Raw genomic sequence first — 17,056 nt, 5'->3', positions numbered from 1 at the left:
CCATGAAGCCCCGCACCACCTTCCAACCCCGGCATCCGCTGCGCCCGCTGGCGCTTTCGATCGCCTGCATGGGCCTGGCCCCGGCGCTGGCGCAGAGCATCCTGCCGAGCTACCTGCCCGGCCAGTACACGACGCAGGGCGGCGTGAGCGTGGCGGGCTCGACCACGGTCTCGCCGCTGGGCGGGCAGGCGCTGGCGATCTCGCAGTCGTCGCTGCGCGCGATCATCAACTGGAACGCCTTCTCCATCGGCGCGAAGGACGCGGTCAACATCAGCCACACCAACCCGTCGCAGGCGGCTGCCAGCATCCTGCTCAACCGCGTGACGGGCAATGACATCTCGACGATTGCCGGACAGCTCACGTCGCCCGGGCGCGTGTTCCTCGTCAACCCGAACGGCGTGGTGTTCAGCCAAGGCGCGACGGTCAACGTGGGCGGCCTCGTGGCGTCCACGCTGGCACTGAACACCACCGACAACGACTTCCTCACTGCTGCCAGCACCAAGCTCGATTTCCTGCGCGACGACAACAAGAGCACGGTCGTGAGCAACGCCGGCGTGCTCACCGCCACCGGTGGCCCCGTGGTGCTGATGGGCGCCGAGGTGACCAACACCGGCCGCATCGTCGCCGACCGCAGCACCGTGGCACTGGCTTCGGGCCGCAGGATCAGCTTCGACCTGGGCAACGACGGGCTCACCAACCTCGTGGTCGCGGCCGACGCGATGGCCACCAGCGCCAAGGTGGTGAACGCCGCAGGCGCCACCTTGCAGGCCGACGGCGGGCGCGTGATGCTCATCGGCAGTTCCAACACCGCGGGCGAGCTGGTGGTGAACCAGTCGGGCACGGTGCGCGCGCGCACGCTGGAGAACGTCAACGGCGAGATCGTGCTCGGCGCTGGCAGCAACAACCGCATCGAGATGAACGGCGGCACGCTCGACGCCACCGGCATGGGCGCGGGGCAGCACGGCGGCAGCATCCGCATCGCGGCGGGGCAGGTGCGCATCGAAGGCACGGGCGGCGGCGACCAGCGCGCGGTGATCGACGCCAGCGGGCAGGCCGGCGGCGGCAGCGTGTCGGTGCGTGGCTACGACGTGGCGCTGTCGTCCACCTCGGTGCTGCGCGCCGACGCCACCACGGGCGGCGCCGGCGGCACCGTCACCACGGCCAGTGCCCAGGGCCAGACCCTGGTCGGCGAGGCCGACCCGGCGCCCGAGCGCGAGTCGCGGCTGCAGGCCTACGGCGAGATGACCGCGCGCGGCGCGGGCGACGGCAAGGGCGGCGCGATCTCGAACGAGGCCGATGCGGTGCGCGTGCAGGCCGTGCGCGTGGACGCGGGCGGCGGCGCGCAGGGCGGCGCCAACGGCAGCTGGACGGTGAACGCGAAACAGTCGGACCTGGGCATCGTCGAGGCCGCCAACGTGCCGGCGTATGACAGCAAACTGCCGGCCTTCACCGGCGGCACCGTGAGTGCCGGCAGCATCGGCGACACGCTGGGCCGCGGCACCGACGTGACGCTGGCGAGCGGGCGCACCGGCCTCGGCGCGGGCGTGACCTTTGCGCCCGGTGTGCAGGTCGTCAAGAGCGAGGGCGGTACGGCGCGACTGCGCGTCGATTCGGCCGGCAGCATCGTGATGAACGAGGGCTCGGCCATCACATCGCAGCAAGGCGCGCTGCACGTCGACTTCAACGCCGACGCGACCGGCCGCGTCGCCACCAACGCGAAGAACATCAACAACAGCAGCGGCAACCCTTCTGCGGAGACCGACTATGCCGGCGCCATCGTGCTGACCGGCGCGACCATCACGGCCAACGGCGGCGACGTGCGCTTCTTCGGCCAGGGCGACGCGCAGAACGGCCGCGCCATCGGCGGCATCGTCCCGCTCGGCGGCGACACCGGCGCCTACGTGTGGCGCGACGGCGTGACGCTGGCCGGCAGCCAGGTCACGACCGGCGGCGACGGCCGCGTCACGATGCGCGGCCAGGGCCGCACCTGGATCGACGACCAGAACAACAGCGACTTCATCTTCCGCGGCAGCAACGGCGTGTCGATCACGGGCGGCACGGTCGAAGCCGGCGCCGGCGGCCTGCAGCTCGACGGCCTCGCGGGCTACGGGCGCAGCGGCGTGGCCATCGGCAGCGGCGCGGTGCTGAAGTCGGTGGGCGACATCGGCATCAAGGGCCAGGGCCCGACCTGGACTTCCAACATCGGCGGGGCCGCGGTGGGCGCCAGCACGGCGGTCGTCATCGACGACGCCACCGTCGCCGGCGAGCGCGACGTGCGCATCGAAGGCCAGGGCGCCAACCTCGACGGCCTGCGCACCGACACGGGCTTCGCGGCGGGGAACATGTCGGCCGGCGGCGGCAACGGCGTGGCCATCCGCGGCGCGGTCTCGGCCGGCGCGGGCCGGCGCATCGACGTGATCGGCCACGCGGGCAGCGAAGGCTTCAGCGCCACGCTGGGCAGTCCCGACATCATCATCACGCCGTCCACCACGCCCACCTACGGCGTGGCCGTCACCACCGACGTCGACCGGCCGATGGCGCTGCGCACCGACGGCGGCACCATCGCCATCGACGCCCAGGGCACCGACGTCTCGATGCGCCTGGTCACCTTCATCTCCAGCGTGGGCACCAGCGTCGGCACGCTGGCTTCGGTGGCCAGCGACAGCGGCAAGGGCGGCAGCATCTCGGTGCAAGGGCGCAACGTGCTGATCGACGGCGCCACGAACTCCGACGGCTCGCCCGCGGTGGCGCGCCTGGACGCCGGCGGCGCGACCGGCGGCGGCAGCATCGACATTGCGGCCAGCAACGCCATCGCCCTCGGAAAGAACACCAGCCTCGAAGCCAACGTCGGTGCGGGCACGGGCAACGGCGGCAGCATCAAGGTGGTGGCGACCGAGACGCTGCGCGCCTACGGCCAGCTCTCGGCGCGCGGCGGCACGGCCGGCGGCGACGGCGGGCGCATCGAGACCTCGGCCGGGCGCTTCGACCTGCGCGGGGCGCGCGTCGATGCTTCCGCGTCCGCGGGTGCGGCGGGCCAGTGGTTCATCGATCCCTTCGACCTCACCATCAGCCACGGCACGACCGGCGGCACGCTGCCCACCAACCCGTACGACGCGCTCGCCAACTCCACCATCGAGGACGGCGACATCAACACCGCGCTCAACGGCGGCACCAGCGTGCGGATCTCCACCGGAACCGGCACGGGCGGCAGCGGCATCATCACGCTCGAACCCGATGTGGACATCAACTACACCGGCTCGAAGGGCCCGCTCACGCTCCAGCTGGACGCCGCCAGCAGCATCCAGACCCGCGCGCCGGGCACGACCATCCGCGCGACCGGCGGTGACGACCTGAACGTGGTGATGAACGCGGGCGTCAACCCCGACGGCACACCCTCGGGCAACAGCGGCTTCATCGACTTCGCCGGCAACATCCTCACGCAGGGCGGCAGCGTGACCATGAACGCGGTGGGCACGGGCACGCCCGGCAGCGGCTTCATCCGGCTGGACGGCGGGCAGGTCATCACCGACGGCGGCAACGTGTCGCTGTTCAGCGGCCAGCCCGGCGCGCCCACCGGCACCGTCGTGGCGCGGGACGTGCAGATCGACACGCGCGTCGGCCAGAGCAATGCGGGCGCGGGCGGCAACGTGCGCATCGAAGGCGGCGACGTGCTGCTGCAGGGCGCGCGCATCGCCACCGCCACCGGCAACGTCGACATCCGCGGCACCTCGACCACCTGGGACAGCGGCGTGGTCATCACCGACGGCCAGACCGGCGCGAGCACCATCGGCACCACCAGCGGCAACGTCACGGTGCAGGGCGTGGCGCGGCGCCAGGCCTCGTCGACCTTCGCGGCGGCGCACGGCGTGCTGATCAACGGCGGCAGCAGCATCACCACCGGCAGCGGCAACATCGCGGTGCGCGGCTACAACTTCAACAACGACCCCTCGGCGCCGGGCGTGACCGAAGACAGCGGCGTGCGGCTGGAAAACGGCGCGCAGCTCGTCACCACGGGCGGCGGCAACATCGAGGTCACGGGCCGCTCGCAGAACGGCGGGCGCGGCGTCGTGCTGCAGGCCGGCGGCTCGCCGACAGCACCCAGCGCGCTGCCCGGCATCCGCAGCAGCGGCAATGTGCTGCTGCGCGCGAGCAACGACGGCAGCGGCGATTCGATCGTGATCGAAGCGCCGGTGGTCGCGGCCGGCACCATCGACCTGCGCCCGGGCGGGGTCGATGTCAACATGGTCGCATCGGACGACACGGCCACGCCCATCGTGCTGGGCGGCCCGACGGTCAACGGCTTCTCGGTGTCGGGCGCGGAGTTCGCGCAGCTGTCGGCGCCGACCATCGTCGCGGGCAGCACCACGCACGCGGGTGCCATCACGGTGGCGGGCGCGCTCACGACCTCGGGCGCGCTCACTTTGCAGAACGAAGGCGGTGGCGGCGGCATCGCGCTCAACGCGCCGGTCTCGGCCGCGACGCTGGGGCTGCTGTCGGGCGGCAACGTGAGCCAGTCGGGCGCGGGCACGATCACGGCGGGTGCGCTGCTCGCACGCTCGCGCAACGGCAGCGTCGATCTGCGCAACCCGGCCAACGACGTGGCCACGGTCGGCGGCGGTGCGGCCGGCGGCTTTGCCTACGTGGACGCGAACGCGGTCACCATCGGGCCGGTGTCGGTCACGGGCTTCGACGCGGCGGGCAACCTGCCGCAGGTGACCTCGGCAGACTCGATGGCCGCCAACACCGTGTTCGTGCGCACGCTGAGCGGCGACCTCACGTTGGGCGAGCCGGTCAGCAGCACCAGCGGCACCGACCTCGTGGCGGCGGCGCGCTTCCAGAACCCGGGCGGCTACGGCATCGCGGGCGCGCTGTGGCGCGTGTGGGCCGACACCTGGGTCGGCGAAACGCGCGGCGGCCTGGCCGGCTCGGGCCCGCTGCCGAACTTCTACCACTGCGCCTACCTGGGCCTGTGCACCGTGACCGTGACGCCGGGCGACAACCACTTCATCTACGCGCAGCAGCCGACGGCCACGGTGGTGATCGCCGACGCGTCGCGCACGGTGGGCGCGCCCAACCCGTTCTTCATCTACAGCATCACCGGCCTGATCCTGGGCGACACCGGGGCGGGCTTCAGCGGCTCGATGTTCTCGCCGGCGCTGCCGGGCAGCCCGACGGGCCTGTACCCGATCAACGGCACCTTCACCTCGGCCGAGGGCTACGCCGTGCGCGTGGTGCCGGGCCAGCTGCGCGTGAGCGGCCTGCCGTTGCTGCCGTCGGTGGACGTGGTGCGCGAGCCGTTGACCTCGTACCTGTACGACCGGAACATCGGCCAGGCGCCGATCTGCCTGGCCACCGGGCCGTTGGACGGCGACCGCGCGCAACAGGGCGCCGACGTGCTGGCGCGCGAATGGTCACGCGTGCGCTCGCGGCCCAACCTGCTGAGTTGCGTGAACACCGAGCGGCGCAACGGCTGTTCGGATTTCTGAGACCGCACGCGTGTCAGCGCGGCGCGTGATCGCGGGCCGTGAGCACGAAGAGCTGCGCCATCAGGTCCGTGAGCAGCCGCAGCTGCGGGTCGTCGGTGAGCGGCGCGTGGCGCCACGGTGCAACGTGGGCTTCGAGGCCGTCGAGTGGCCCGGCGAAGAACAGGCGCCGCAACGCACCGCCGAGCACGTCGTGCGCCGCCGATTCTGTCGGGCTGCCGAGGGTGCTGTCGGCATGGCTGCCCCATGCCGGTGTGGCGAGGAAAGGCGAGAGCACCACGCCTTGCAGGCGGCCGTCGCGCAGGAAGCTGCCCAGCGTCAGGTCGTAGGGTTGCAGTGGGCCGCTCGCGAGCGCCTCCTGCAGCAGTGCGGGCAGCACGCGCAGACCCTTCGGCGTGACGACGTAGGCGACCGCGCCCCAGTTGTAGAGTGTGTGTGCGTCGAGGAAGTCGATGCCCGACAGCGCGTGACGCGGCGCGCCGCTTCCTTGCGGCGGCAGGCGCCGTTGCAGGCTGTGCCAGAGCGCGAGCAGGTGCTGCGTCGAGGTCACGGGCTGGCATTCGAGGAACGCGATCTCGCAGCCTTCGGCTTCCAGTTGCGCGAGTGCGCCACTGCGCAGCACGGCCGGCAGGGCCTCGCTGAGCTGTGCGTCGTCTTCGAGCACCAGCAGCGCTTCGCCGGGGGTCGCGCGGGTGAGGGCTTCGGTGTGCGAGAGAAAGCAGGCGCGCTCGCCGGGTGTGATCGCCGTGTTGTCGGGCGCGAGCGTCAACGCATCGATGGCTGCGTGCCGCCTGACATTCGTCAGCCCGAGCCGCTGCAGCTGCGCGTCCATCGCGGCGCGGCGCTCGGTGCTTCGCTCGAGGTTGATGTAGCAGCCTTGCATGGGCATCTCCGGAGCATCATCGCTGAAGGAGCGATGCAGTGAACATCAAGACGTTTGAGGGTCGGGAAGCTGACACGGGCCGTCCCTGGCTCAGCGTCGTGCTGCCTTTCTACCGCAAGCTGACCGAGTTCGAGCGCGTGCTGCCGCTGAACGCCGGGTATTGGGCGCGACCGGGCATCGAGGTTGTGCTCGCGCTCGATGAGCCCGGCGAGGAAGCCGGTGTGCTGGCGCTGATCGCCCGTTTTCCGCAGATCCGCTGGAAGGTGCTGGTGAACGACGTGGCCCATGCATGGCGCCCGCCGTGCAAGGCCATCAACGCCGGCGTGCGTTGCAGCGCGGGGCGCTTCGTGCTGGTCCATTCGCCCGAGTCCGCCTACGTGGGCGATGCGCCGGCCTTTTTGCTGCACGCCGCGATGAGCCACGCGCGCGGCGTGGCGGTCGGCCGCGTCGGCTTCGCGCGCTTCGACGAACTCACGGACACCCTCGAGGCCGTCTTTGCGCGCCAGGTGCCGCCCGAGCTGCTGCTGCAGACCTTCTACGGCTCGCTGTGCTGCGCGCGCGAAGCCTTCGATGCGGTGCACGGCTACGACGAATCGTTCGAAGAATGGGGCGGCGACGACGACAACCTGCGCGTGCGCCTCGAGATGGCGGGCTGGCAACTGCTGGCCTGCCCGGACGCGCACCTCCTGCACCTGTCGGCCGAGACGCGCACGGGTGGCGAGCAGTTCGACCGCGACGTCGACTGGATCAAATGCACGCCGCATGAGGCGCGCGCAGGCGATGCCGGCTGGGGCCGCGATTTCGAGCGCATCGCGCGCGACGACGGCGCCAGCGCATGGCCCGCCGAAGTGCCGGACTGGCTGGTCGCCGCACCGGCGGTGCCGATGGGTTCGCGCCGCCAGTGCGAGGTCTGCGCGCGCCTGCTGCACCACGAGCCCAGCGCCTTTCATTGCCCGCGGTGCGCGCCCCTACCGATTGCACCGCGTCTCACGTCGCGGCTGCGCATCGTCTGCGTGCTGCAGCTGCGCAACGAGGCGCGCTGTCTGCCGGGCTGCCTCGACCACCTGCGCGGCCATGTGGACGGCATCGTCGCGCTCGACGACGGCTCGACCGACGGCACCGCCGAGATCCTGCGGCGCGAACCGATGCTGCTGGAGCTGCTGTCGAACCCGCCGTGCGACGACGGCGCACACGTCTGGCACGAGAACGAGAACAAGCGCCGCCTGCTCGAAGCCGCGCGCCGCCACGGCGCAGGCTGGGTGCTGGTGTGCGATGCCGACGAGCGTTACGAGCAGCTGTTCCTGCGCCACCTGCACGCGACCGTCGATTCGCTGCCCGACAACCAGCTCGCCAGCCTGTCGCTCGTGTCCTGCGAGCTCTGGAATTCGCCCGATGCCTGGCGCAGCGACGGACCGTGGGGGCGCAAGTCGCGCGTGCGGCTGTTCCGGTTGCCGCAGCAGATCTCGTTTGAGCTGAGTTCGGAACTCCACGGCCCCTGGCTGCCCGACGACGCGCAGCGCCACGGCCTGATGTTCTACAGCCGCTACCGGCTCTACCACCTGAAGAGCATCCGTCACGCCGACCGCGTGGCGCGGCGCGACCTGTATACGCGGCTCGATCCGGCGCGTCAGTTCCAGGCCATCGGCTACGACTACCTCGCGCAAGAAGGTCCGACGTTGCAGCTGAGGCGCATCGAGCCCGACCGCGACTACGACCGCCGCACCTTGCCGTCTGACCTGCAAGAACCGGCTCAGCTGCCCAGCCCCAGCGTCCTCGCGAAGTCGCCGCGGTAGGTGCGCAGGCCCTGGTGCGACAGCTGTGAGCGCGTGTCGACGTGCACGCGTCCGCCGATCGATTGCCAGCGGCGGCAGAAGCCGTAGTCCTCGCTGAGATAGCGCCCGTTGTTCGGCTCGGCGAACACGTCGAAGAAGCGGTAGTGCGGGCGCGCCGCGGCGACCGGGTCGTCCATGCGGTCGGGCGTGTAGCGCAGCTCGGGCAGCGCCTGCGCCATCTGCTCGAGCACGCGGCGCGCGATCAGCATGAAGCCGGTGGGCGCGTCCAGCACTTCGAGAAAACCGTCGGCGTCCACGCGGGCCCTCGCATCGTTCACGTTGACCGGGAACGCCGCATGCAGCGCCTCGAAGTCGGCGCGCGTGGTGCCGGCCGGCAGCGGCGCGCGCAGGCCGCCTTCGGGCCAGCCGTCGCTCTTGTGCGGGTACACGCCGGCCACCACGTCGCGGCCCGCGCCCAGCAACCGCAGCGCGGCCTCGGGCTCGAAGCCGATGTCGGCATCGATCCAGAACAGGTGCGTCCAGCGCGGGTCGGCCAGGAACTCGGCGGCCAGCCGGTTGCGCGCGCGCGTGACGAGGCTGTCGCCGTCCAGGAAGCGCGTCTGCATCGCGAAGCCGTGGGTCCACGCGAGGTTGACCAGGCCGAGCAGGCTGCGCGCGCACTCGGTGCCGACCGCGCCGCCGTGGCAGGGCGTGGCGACGAAGGGGCGGACGTTCTTCAGGTCGACGGCAGTGGGCATGCAGGTTCAGGCGCCGGGCGCGTGGCGCCGCGTGGTGAGCAGTGCGCGCAGCTTGGCCGGCGCCACCGGTTTGGTCAACAGCGTCACGCCGCCGTGGCGCAGCCGCTGCAGCACCTCGGGCCCGGTGGCGCCCGATACCAGCACGGCGAGCGCATCGGGCTGCAGGCGGCGGGCGGCATCGATCACTTCCACGCCGTCGGCGTCGCCGGCCAGTTGCAGGTCGCACAGCACGGCGTCGTAGACGATGTCGCCGGTGCCCAGCCGCGCCAGCGCCTCGGCGCCGGTGGTGACGCATTCGACCTCGCAGCCCCACTGCGTGAGCAGCGCGTGCGTGCCGTCGAGGATGGCGGGGTCGTCGTCCACCACGAGGCAGCGCAGGCCCGCCAGCGGCGCCGGTGCCACCGGGGCGGGCTCGGGCGGCGCGACGTCGGCCTTGCGCGCGGGCGGCAGCGTGAACGCGAAGGTGCTGCCGGCCTGCAGCGCCGAGCGCACGGTGATGCGGGTGCCCAGCAGGGTGGCGATGCGCGCGCAGATCGCCAGCCCCAGGCCGAAGCCGCGGCGGCGGTCGCGCTCGGTGTTGGCCACCTGGTAGAACTCTTCGAAGATGCGGCCCTGGTGGATGGGCGCGATGCCCACGCCGTTGTCGCGCACCTCGATGCGCACGCCGGCCCGGCTGCGGCGCGCAACCACCAGCACGGTGCCGCTTTCGGGCGCGTGGCGCAGCGCGTTGGCCACGAGGTTGCCGACGATGCGCTGCACCATCGCCGCGTCGCTGCGCACGGCCAGCCCGCGGTCGCGCCAGTGCAGCCGCACCTGCGCCGCGCTGGCGGCGGGCGCGTGCTGCGCGTCGAGCTGGTCGAACAGCGCGGCCAGCGAGACGCGCGTGATGGCGGGCGTGAGCACCTGCGCGTCGAGCCGCGAAATCTCGAGCAGGTCGTCGAGCAGCACGCCCATGAAGCCGGTGCTCTCCTGAAGCCGCAGCACGGCCGGGCGCTGGGCCTCGGTGGCGCTGGGCAGCAGGCCGTCGATGAACAGGCCCATGGCATGCAGCGGCTGGCGCAGGTCGTGGCTCGCGGCGGCGAGAAAGCGCGCGCGCGACAGCGCCGCCTGCTCGGCTTCGGCCATGCGCTGCAGCGCGACGGCGGTGGCTTCGCGCACGCGCTCCTCGCTCACCTGGCGGTTGTATTGCAGGCGCTCGGCGAGGCGGTCGATGTCGTGTGCGAGCACGGCCAGCTCGTGCGTGCCGCGCGTGCCGCCTTCGACCACGTCGCAGCGCACTTCGAAGTGGCCGGCCTCCAGTGCCGCCACCGTGCGCGACACGCGCCGCAGCGGCCGCGCCACCGTGCGCGCCATGTGGCGCACCGAGGCCCACGCCGCCAGCAGCGCGACCAGTGCGATGCCGATGCCGGCGATGAGCGAGCGGCTGCGCTCGTGCGTGTAGGCGGTGGTGTCGCGGAAGGTCTGCACCAGCCCGATGGGCGTGTCGCCCGCCGCGGTGGAGCCGGCCGGCGCGAAGGCGCTGGCGCGCGAAGCTTCGCGCAAGGTGACCGGCGCGCTGAACATGCGCAACTGCGCGAGCGATTCGTTCTTCGGCCCGGCCGTGACGTACACGCCGGCGCTGTTGCTGATCTCCACCCGCGTCACCTGCCCGCCGCGCAGCGCCGCCGAAGCCACGTTCTGCAGCGCCGGCAGGTCGCCCGCGTAGAGGCTCAGGTCGGACATCGCCGCCACCTGTTTCGCCACGGCCTGGCCTTCGGCATCGAAGGCGGCTTCGAGTGTCTGCAGCCGGTTGTGCGTGAACCAGCCGGTGAGCGCCAACGCCACCGCCGCGCAGGGCACGACGCCCAGGCGGAACAGGTCGCGCTGCAGGTTGCCGCGCACCACCAGCGACGTGGTGGCCGGTGGTGGAGGGGGCGATGGGGATTCGGTCGCCGTGACCGCTCCCGCCGCCGTCGGGCGGGACAGCGGGCTCGGGGGGACCGGCGTGGTGCTCATCGCGGGGCTGCGAGTCGTTCGGTGAGCTCCCGTTCCTCCGGCGGACGCAGGCCGAGCCCGCGTGCCACGGTCGCGTTGATCCGCACGGTGGCCGGCGTGGCCGCCTCCACCAGCGGGCCGCTGCCGGTGCTGCCGGCGCTGGCCACCTTCTGTCCGAGCTGGCGCGCCTGCTGGGCCAGCTGGCCGGGCGTGGAGACCGCCGCCGCCAGGCCGCCCGAGCGCACCAGCCCTTCGCTGGCGCCGAACACCGGCAGGCCCGCGCCGGCGCCGGCGTGCAGCACCGAGAGCGTGGCGGCCTGGCTGTCGCCGATGAGGTCGGGCAGCACCATGAGGGCGTCGCTGCGCGGCACGAGGGCGCGCAGCGCGGCGGCCAGCGAGCGGGCGTCGGGCGCGATCTCGACCTGCAGGTCCCAGGGCGGGTTGGCATTCTGCGCGGCGCGCTGCAGCTCGCGCACCAGCGGTTCGGATTCGGGCGTGGCGATGACGCCCAGGCGGCGCTTCTGCGGCAGCACGGCGTTCACCAGCGCGAGCTGGTCGGCCATGGCCGGGTCGCGCAGCAGCACGCCCACGCGCCGGTCGCCGCGCCGCAGGGCGACGGGGCTGGCGGCCTTGAGGGTCTCGTAGTCGAGCCGGCTCAGCATCGCCAGCACCAGCGGCTCCGTACTGGGCCGCTCGAGGGCGGCGCGCGCGGCGGCGGTGCCCACCGCCACGGTGAGGCCCGCATCGCTCGCGGTGCGCAGGCTGCGGGTGCGCACACCGGCGTTGGCGGCGGGTTCGGTGTCGGTGCCAGCGGGTTCCGCAGCCGCCGTGGCCGTGCCCGGCCCGATGCGCACCAGCTCGAACTTGCCGGAGGCCGCCTGGTCGGTGCGCAGCTGCTGCACGAACTCCGCCGACGCGGCCTGGTCGTCGCCGACCAGCACCGTCAGCGTGGCCGCCGATGCACCGCGCGGCGCCGCGGCGAGGCACAGCACGAGGCCGCAGGCCAGCAGGGCGTGGACAGCACGGTGCACTCTTCCGAAGAAAAGCGGAATGGGGAGGTTCTCAGCGACGGACATGGACTGCTTTGTGCAGCGAGAGGCAATGGTCCAATGTAAAGACGCGCCCTGTTTCCCGCGATAAGGCAGAGGGCTTATGTCCGCGCATGCGACGGCCCGCACCTGTGAGGAAGATCACAGTGCGGAGGCTGCTTGGTCTATGCCTGACGGTCTACCCGGGCCCCTACCCCGAGGGCAGGGCTGTCAGAGGCCCGCCGCGATCATCAGCGCGGCGGTGCGCTGTGCCTGGATCGCCTGGCGCAGCACGCGCGGCGACACCGGCTTGTAGAGCACGGCGATGCCGGCGGCGGCCACCTCGCGCAGGCGGTCGGGCTTGGTTTCGCCGGTGACCAGCAGGCGCGCGGTGCCGGCGCCGATGCCGCGCGGATGGCGCTCGAGCGCGGCGATCACATCGAGGCCGTTGTCGCCGCCCTGCAGCAGCAGGTCGCTGACCACCACGTCGGGCGGCGTGTCCCAGCCGTCGGCCAGCGCCAGCGCTTCGGCGCGGGTCTGCGCGGCCAGCACCGTGGCGCCCCAGTTGCCGAGCACCACACTCAGGCCTTCGAGGATCGTGCGCTCGTCGTCGATGACGAGGATGCGCAGGTCCGCCAGGCTGGCGCCGTTGTCGTCGGCGGCGGTGACCACTGTGGGCGCCGGTGCCACCGGTGCCGGCAACGCGGCGGGCGCGGCGCGCACCTGCACGCGCACGCAGGTGCCCTTGTGCAGGCGCGAGCTGAGTTCGACGCGCGTGTTCAGCAGCTCGGCCAGCCGCTGCACCGTGGCCAGCCCCAGGCCCATGCCGCGCGCGCCGCCGGGCGCGTTGCTGCGGCTGGCCGGCTCGACCTGGTAGAACTCCTCGAACACCCGCGCCTGGTGCTGCGCGGCAATGCCCACGCCGGTGTCGACCACGTCGATGCGCACGCCCTTGCCGCGGGCGCGCGCACCGATCAGCACGCCGCCCTCGACCGTGTGGCGCAGCGAGTTCGACACCAGGTTGTTCAGGATGCGCGAGAGCATCACGTAGTCGCAGCGCACCCACAGCTCGGTCTTGCGCACCACCAGCCGCAGGCCCTGCTGCTCGGCCACGGGGCGGAAGTTGCGGCTGATCTCGTCGAACAGCCGGTCCAGCGGAAAGTCGGCCCACTGCGGCTGCAGCACGCCGGCGTCGAGCTGCGACAGGTTCAGCAGCTCCGAGAACAGCCGGTCGAGCGAATCCACGCATTCGCGGATGTGGCCGATGCGCTGCAGCTTCACCGGGTCGGTCTCGCCGTTGGCCAGCCCGTCCGAGAAGAGCGTGAGCGCATGCAGCGGCTGGCGCAGGTCGTGGCTGGCGGCGGCCAGCAGCCGCGTCTTGGCCTGGCTGGCCACCTCGAGCAGCTGGTTCTTGCGCGCCAGCTCGGCCGTGGCCTCGTTGATGCGGCTTTGCAGCAGCCGGTGGCTTTCGGCGAGCGCGCGCGCCGCCTGGTTGAAGCCGTGCTGCAGGTGGCGCACCTCCGAGGTGCCTTCGATCGCCACGCTGGCGGCCTCGCCCGCGCCGAGCCGGTCGACCGCCTCGCCCAGTGCGCGGATCGGCTCGCTGATGCGGCGCGCCGCCCACCAGCCCGCCAGCCCCACGCCCAGCAGGCTCACGGCCAGCACCAGCGCCACGTTGAGCCAGACCGCGCGGCGCGCGCTCTGCACGGCGTCCAGCCCGATCTCGACCATCACCTTGCCGTTGTGCCGGCCGTCGTCGCTGACGATCGGCACCACCACCTGCAGGCCCTCGCCGCGGCGGCGGTCGACGGTTTCGGAGTTGGCGACGATCTCGCCGTCTTCCGTCCAGATCTGCACCTGCTGCACGTGCGGCTGGTAGGTGCCCGTTTGCGCGGTGCGCGCCAGCGCGCGGCGGTCCATGCGCGACAGCGGCGCCTGCGCCACCGTGGCCACCTGCAGCGCCACCGTCTGCGCATTGGCGCGCATCAGCTCGGTCAGGTTGCCCAGGTGCTGGCGCGTGAGCACCGCGATGGCCACCAGCGTGGCCGCCGTGGCCGGCAGCAACGCCAGCAGGATCAGCTGCTGGGCGAAGGTGAGGCGGGCCAGCCCGCGCAGGAGGCGGAAGTTCAAGTTCATGAAGGCCTTGAGCACATGGGGGGCGAGCTTAGGGCCGCGGCCCGGAACAGGGAAGAGCGGAAAACAGCACGAAAGACGGCGGCATTTGCGATGTAATGGCGTCCGCGTTGCCCATGCCAGACCCCGCCGGTTCGCCGCGGGCCCTTGTCTTCCGGTTTCTTCATGCAGGCTTTCTTGCGTCGTTTCGGCAAATTCCTCCAGACCGGCCGCCGTGCGGCCCTGGCCTTTGCCGTGGGGCTGCCGCTGCTGGCCGCAGCCCAGGCGCCGGCCCCCGCAGCGGACGCACCGGTGCGCTTCGGCATCCTGCCGCTGGGCGGTGCCTTCGAGTCGCGCAGCGACTGGGACCCGCTGCTGGCCGAACTCAGCCGCGCCATCCAGCGGCCGGTGAGCGTGCTGTCCGTCAATTCGTACGAAGCGCTGGAGCAGGCCATCCAGCGCGGAGAAGTCGACATGGCGTTCCTCTCGGGAAAGATGGCGCTCGACGCCGTGACCCAGCAGCGCATGAAGGTCGTGGCCCAGGTCGTGCGGCACGACGGCCTGCCCGGCTACCGCGGGCTGCTGCTCACGCGCAAGGCGCCACCTTTCAACACGCTGAAGGAATTGATCGACCAGCCCGAGCGCTGGCGCCTGGCGCGCGGCGAGCGGCAGTCGGTGTCGGGCTTCATCGTGCCGCAGCTGCAGTTCTTCCTGCCGAACCACATCGTCATGGAGACGCGCTTCCTGAGCGAGGTCGTCGGCACGCACCAGGCCAATGCGCTGGCCGTGGCCAACAACGAGGCCGACGTGGCCACCAACAACTCGGCCGATTTCGAGCGCTTCAAGCTGCGCTTTCCGGCCGAGGCGCAGCGGCTGCAGGTGCTGTGGGAGTCGGAGCTGATCCCGCACGCGCAGATCGTCGTGCGTCGCGAGTACGCGTCCGAGCTGCGTTTGCGCGTGCAGGCCTTCCTGGTTGCCTACGGCCGCGGCAAGGGAGCGCGCGGCGACGCCGAACGCGTGGTGCTCAAGTCGCTGCACGACCTGGCGGGCTTCGTCGCTGCCGACAACAGCTCGCTGCTGCCCGCCGCCAAGCTCGCCTACCAGCTCGCGATGCAGAACGCGAAGACCGCGCAGTGGGTCAACGACGCGGCGCGGCAGGCGCGGCTGCAGCGGCTGGAGAACGGCTATGCCGACCAGTTGGCTGTCTTGAAGGATGTGAGCCCTTGAACCGCCGCACGATGCTCGCGCTGGCCGTGTCGTCGCTGATGGCGCCATGGCTGGCGGGCGCGCAGCCTGCGCCGACGCCCTCCGCGAAGGGCCCGCTGGTGATCAAGGAGGTGCGCTTCGGCGTGCTGCCGCTGGGCGGCACCGTCGAGTCGCGCGCGTTGTGGACGCCGCTCATGGCCGACATGAGCCGCGCACTGGGCTTGCCCGTCAGCGCGTACTCGGTGCCGTCGTACGAAGAGCTCGACCGTGCCATCGGCCGCGACGAGATCGACATGGCCTTTCTCTCGGCCAAGATGGCGCTGGACGCCGTCATGCAGCGGCGCATGAAGGTGGTGGCGCAGATCGCGCGCCGCGACGGCATGCCCGAGCACCGCGCCGTGCTGCTCGCGCGCAAGACCGGTCCGCTCAACACGCTCGAAGGCCTGCTGGCCCAGCCCGAACGCTGGCGGCTCGCGCGCGGCGACAGCCGCTCGGTCACCGGCTTCATCGTGCCGCAGAGCCAGCTCTTCCTGCCGAACCAGATCGAGATGGAAACGCGTTTTCGCAGCGAGTTCGTCGGCACCCACCAGGCCACCGCGCTGGCCGTGGCCAACGGCGACGCCGACGTGGCCACCAACAACACCACCGATCTCGAACGCTTTCGCCAGCAGTTCCCGGTCGAGGCCGCGCGGCTGCAGGTGATCTGGGAATCCGAGCCACCGCCCGGCGCGCCGATGGTGGTGCGTCGCGACTACCCGCCCGAGTTCCAGGCGAAGCTGCAAGCCTTCCTGATCGGCTACGGCAAAGGCAAGGGGACGCGTGCCGATGCCGAGCGCGAGGTGCTGAAGAACCTGCGCGCAGCGTACGGCTACGTCGCGGCGGACGACAGCGCGCTGCTGGCGGAAGCGAAGCTGGAATACCAGTTGGGGCGGCAGCGCGCGTTGTCGGCGGCGTGGGTCAACGATGCGGCGCGGGAGCAGCGGCTGCAGCGGATCGAGAAGGCGTATGCGGCGCAGGTGGAGGCGCTCAAGGCGTCGAGCGCATCCCGCTGAGGCACGGCCCGCGCAGGCCGTGCCCATGACAAATCACTCGCTTTGCGCGGGTATCTGAACGCAGGTCGCGGCGGGCGACCATTGTTGTCAATGCAAACGCGTGGTGGCTTCCACACTGCGCGACCTCTTTCCGTGTGAAGGCTGCTGTCGTCGAAGGCGCTCTTGTGGGCGGCTTCGTGCGTTGTGCGCTGCTCGTCGGGGAGAGGATGGGGCGAGAGCCCGCATCTGACAACGACGATCTCTATCGGAAAGACAGTCACGCAATGAAGACCTACAAGATATTCAAGGACCCCCTCGGCAATGTGCAGGCCGTCAAGGACGGATGGTGTTGGCCGGGTTTTTTCTTCGGGGCGTTCTGGGCCCTTTTCCATCGCATGTGGTGGGTGGGGCTGGGCCTATTGGGCGTGGCGACGCTCATCGTCGTTGGAGAAGACGCCATCGGAACGGCGGCCACGGATGGATTGCTCAACGTGCTCTCTGTCGTCGTGTCGGTGGGGTTCGGCATCGGCGGGAATGCCTTGCGCGCGGGGCAATAGATTCGCAGGGGCTATGAGGAGATTGCGGTGGTGCAAGCTGCCAACGTGGAGATGGCGCTGATTCAGGGGCAGGCGGCGCCTGCAACGAAACCCGGGACGCTCTGAGAAAAATCCCACGCATGGCGAAGGCGATGCGTGGAGTTTGACGATTGTTATCAGTGTGATCGCGAGGCGACTCGCAAACTGCGCGACCTGTTTTCCTCCCAAGGAAGTCGTCGATGCCGCGCACGCTGTCCGTTTCTTCTGCTGCGA

10 protein-coding genes are annotated in these 17,056 nt (G+C 71.5%); 5 read left to right on the top strand and 5 right to left on the bottom strand.

Annotation, left to right across the window (positions count from 1 at the left end; all coding sequences use genetic code 11):
• The first annotated feature begins 2 nt into the window (after window positions 1-2).
• Window positions 3-5,486, top strand: coding sequence for a two-partner secretion domain-containing protein (locus tag AC07OH_RS31295; protein ID WP_495303276.1), 5,484 nt, complete (start codon window positions 3-5; stop codon window positions 5,484-5,486).
• 13 nt (window positions 5,487-5,499) lie between these two features.
• On the opposite strand, the gene AC07OH_RS31290 is transcribed toward AC07OH_RS31295, so the two are convergent.
• On the bottom strand, window positions 5,500-6,366 hold the full coding sequence (locus AC07OH_RS31290; protein WP_495303275.1) for a glycosyltransferase family 25 protein: 867 nt from the start codon (window positions 6,364-6,366) through the stop codon (window positions 5,500-5,502).
• A gap of 38 nt (window positions 6,367-6,404) precedes the next feature.
• Here AC07OH_RS31290 and AC07OH_RS31285 point away from each other — a divergent pair, with 38 nt between their 5' ends.
• On the top strand, window positions 6,405-8,159 hold the full coding sequence (locus tag AC07OH_RS31285; RefSeq protein WP_495303274.1) for a galactosyltransferase-related protein: 1,755 nt from the start codon (window positions 6,405-6,407) through the stop codon (window positions 8,157-8,159).
• Here the strand turns inward: AC07OH_RS31285 and AC07OH_RS31280 are convergent.
• The 4 genes from AC07OH_RS31280 to AC07OH_RS31265 form a co-directional block, all read right to left on the bottom strand.
• On the bottom strand, window positions 8,117-8,896 hold the full coding sequence (locus AC07OH_RS31280; protein ID WP_495303273.1) for a hypothetical protein: 780 nt from the start codon (window positions 8,894-8,896) through the stop codon (window positions 8,117-8,119). The genes AC07OH_RS31285 and AC07OH_RS31280 overlap by 43 nt on opposite strands.
• A 6-nt stretch (window positions 8,897-8,902) precedes the next feature.
• Window positions 8,903-10,891 (bottom strand): hybrid sensor histidine kinase/response regulator, encoded by a 1,989-nt coding sequence (locus tag AC07OH_RS31275; RefSeq protein ID WP_495303272.1) that lies wholly within the window; start codon window positions 10,889-10,891, stop codon window positions 8,903-8,905.
• Window positions 10,888-11,901 carry an ABC transporter substrate binding protein gene (locus AC07OH_RS31270; RefSeq protein WP_495303271.1) on the bottom strand — a complete coding sequence of 338 codons (1,014 nt, stop codon included), beginning with the start codon at window positions 11,899-11,901 and terminating at the stop codon, window positions 10,888-10,890. Before AC07OH_RS31270 ends, AC07OH_RS31275 begins: the two co-directional genes overlap by 4 nt.
• A gap of 228 nt (window positions 11,902-12,129) precedes the next feature.
• Entirely contained in the window at window positions 12,130-14,034 is a 1,905-nt protein-coding gene (locus AC07OH_RS31265; RefSeq protein WP_495303270.1) for an ATP-binding response regulator, read from the bottom strand.
• 162 nt (window positions 14,035-14,196) lie between these two features.
• On the opposite strand from AC07OH_RS31265, the gene phnD (AC07OH_RS31260) reads away from it, so the two are divergent.
• The 3 genes from phnD (AC07OH_RS31260) (at window position 14,197) to AC07OH_RS31250 (ending at window position 16,804) form a co-directional block, all read left to right on the top strand.
• A complete protein-coding gene (phnD, locus tag AC07OH_RS31260) occupies window positions 14,197-15,237 on the top strand; it encodes a phosphate/phosphite/phosphonate ABC transporter substrate-binding protein (protein WP_495303269.1) in 1,041 nt (346 codons plus the stop codon).
• Window positions 15,238-15,248: 11 nt separating this feature from the next.
• Window positions 15,249-16,268 (top strand): phosphate/phosphite/phosphonate ABC transporter substrate-binding protein, encoded by a 1,020-nt coding sequence (gene phnD, locus AC07OH_RS31255; protein ID WP_495303301.1) that lies wholly within the window; start codon window positions 15,249-15,251, stop codon window positions 16,266-16,268.
• Between the two features lie 263 nt (window positions 16,269-16,531).
• Window positions 16,532-16,804, top strand: coding sequence for a DUF2628 domain-containing protein (locus tag AC07OH_RS31250; RefSeq protein ID WP_495303268.1), 273 nt, complete (start codon window positions 16,532-16,534; stop codon window positions 16,802-16,804).
• Window positions 16,805-17,056 lie beyond the last annotated feature (252 nt).

The sequence above is a fragment of the Variovorax sp. GW821-FHT10C12 genome (assembly GCF_059415405.1).
This window is presented reverse-complemented; position numbering and strand designations above follow the sequence as displayed.

Bases quoted from the DNA above. Each gene is read 5' to 3' on its own strand.
- AC07OH_RS31295 (WP_495303276.1), top strand. From the start codon at position 3: ATGAAGCCCCGCACCACCTTCCAACCCCGGCATCCGCTGCGCCCGCTG.
- AC07OH_RS31290 (WP_495303275.1), bottom strand. From the start codon at position 6,366: ATGCAAGGCTGCTACATCAACCTCGAGCGAAGCACCGAGCGCCGCGCC.
- AC07OH_RS31280 (WP_495303273.1), bottom strand. From the start codon at position 8,896: ATGCCCACTGCCGTCGACCTGAAGAACGTCCGCCCCTTCGTCGCCACG.
- AC07OH_RS31275 (WP_495303272.1), bottom strand. From the start codon at position 10,891: ATGAGCACCACGCCGGTCCCCCCGAGCCCGCTGTCCCGCCCGACGGCG.
- AC07OH_RS31265 (WP_495303270.1), bottom strand. From the start codon at position 14,034: ATGAACTTGAACTTCCGCCTCCTGCGCGGGCTGGCCCGCCTCACCTTC.
- phnD (WP_495303269.1), top strand. From the start codon at position 14,197: ATGCAGGCTTTCTTGCGTCGTTTCGGCAAATTCCTCCAGACCGGCCGC.
- phnD (WP_495303301.1), top strand. From the start codon at position 15,249: ATGCTCGCGCTGGCCGTGTCGTCGCTGATGGCGCCATGGCTGGCGGGC.
- AC07OH_RS31250 (WP_495303268.1), top strand. From the start codon at position 16,532: ATGAAGACCTACAAGATATTCAAGGACCCCCTCGGCAATGTGCAGGCC.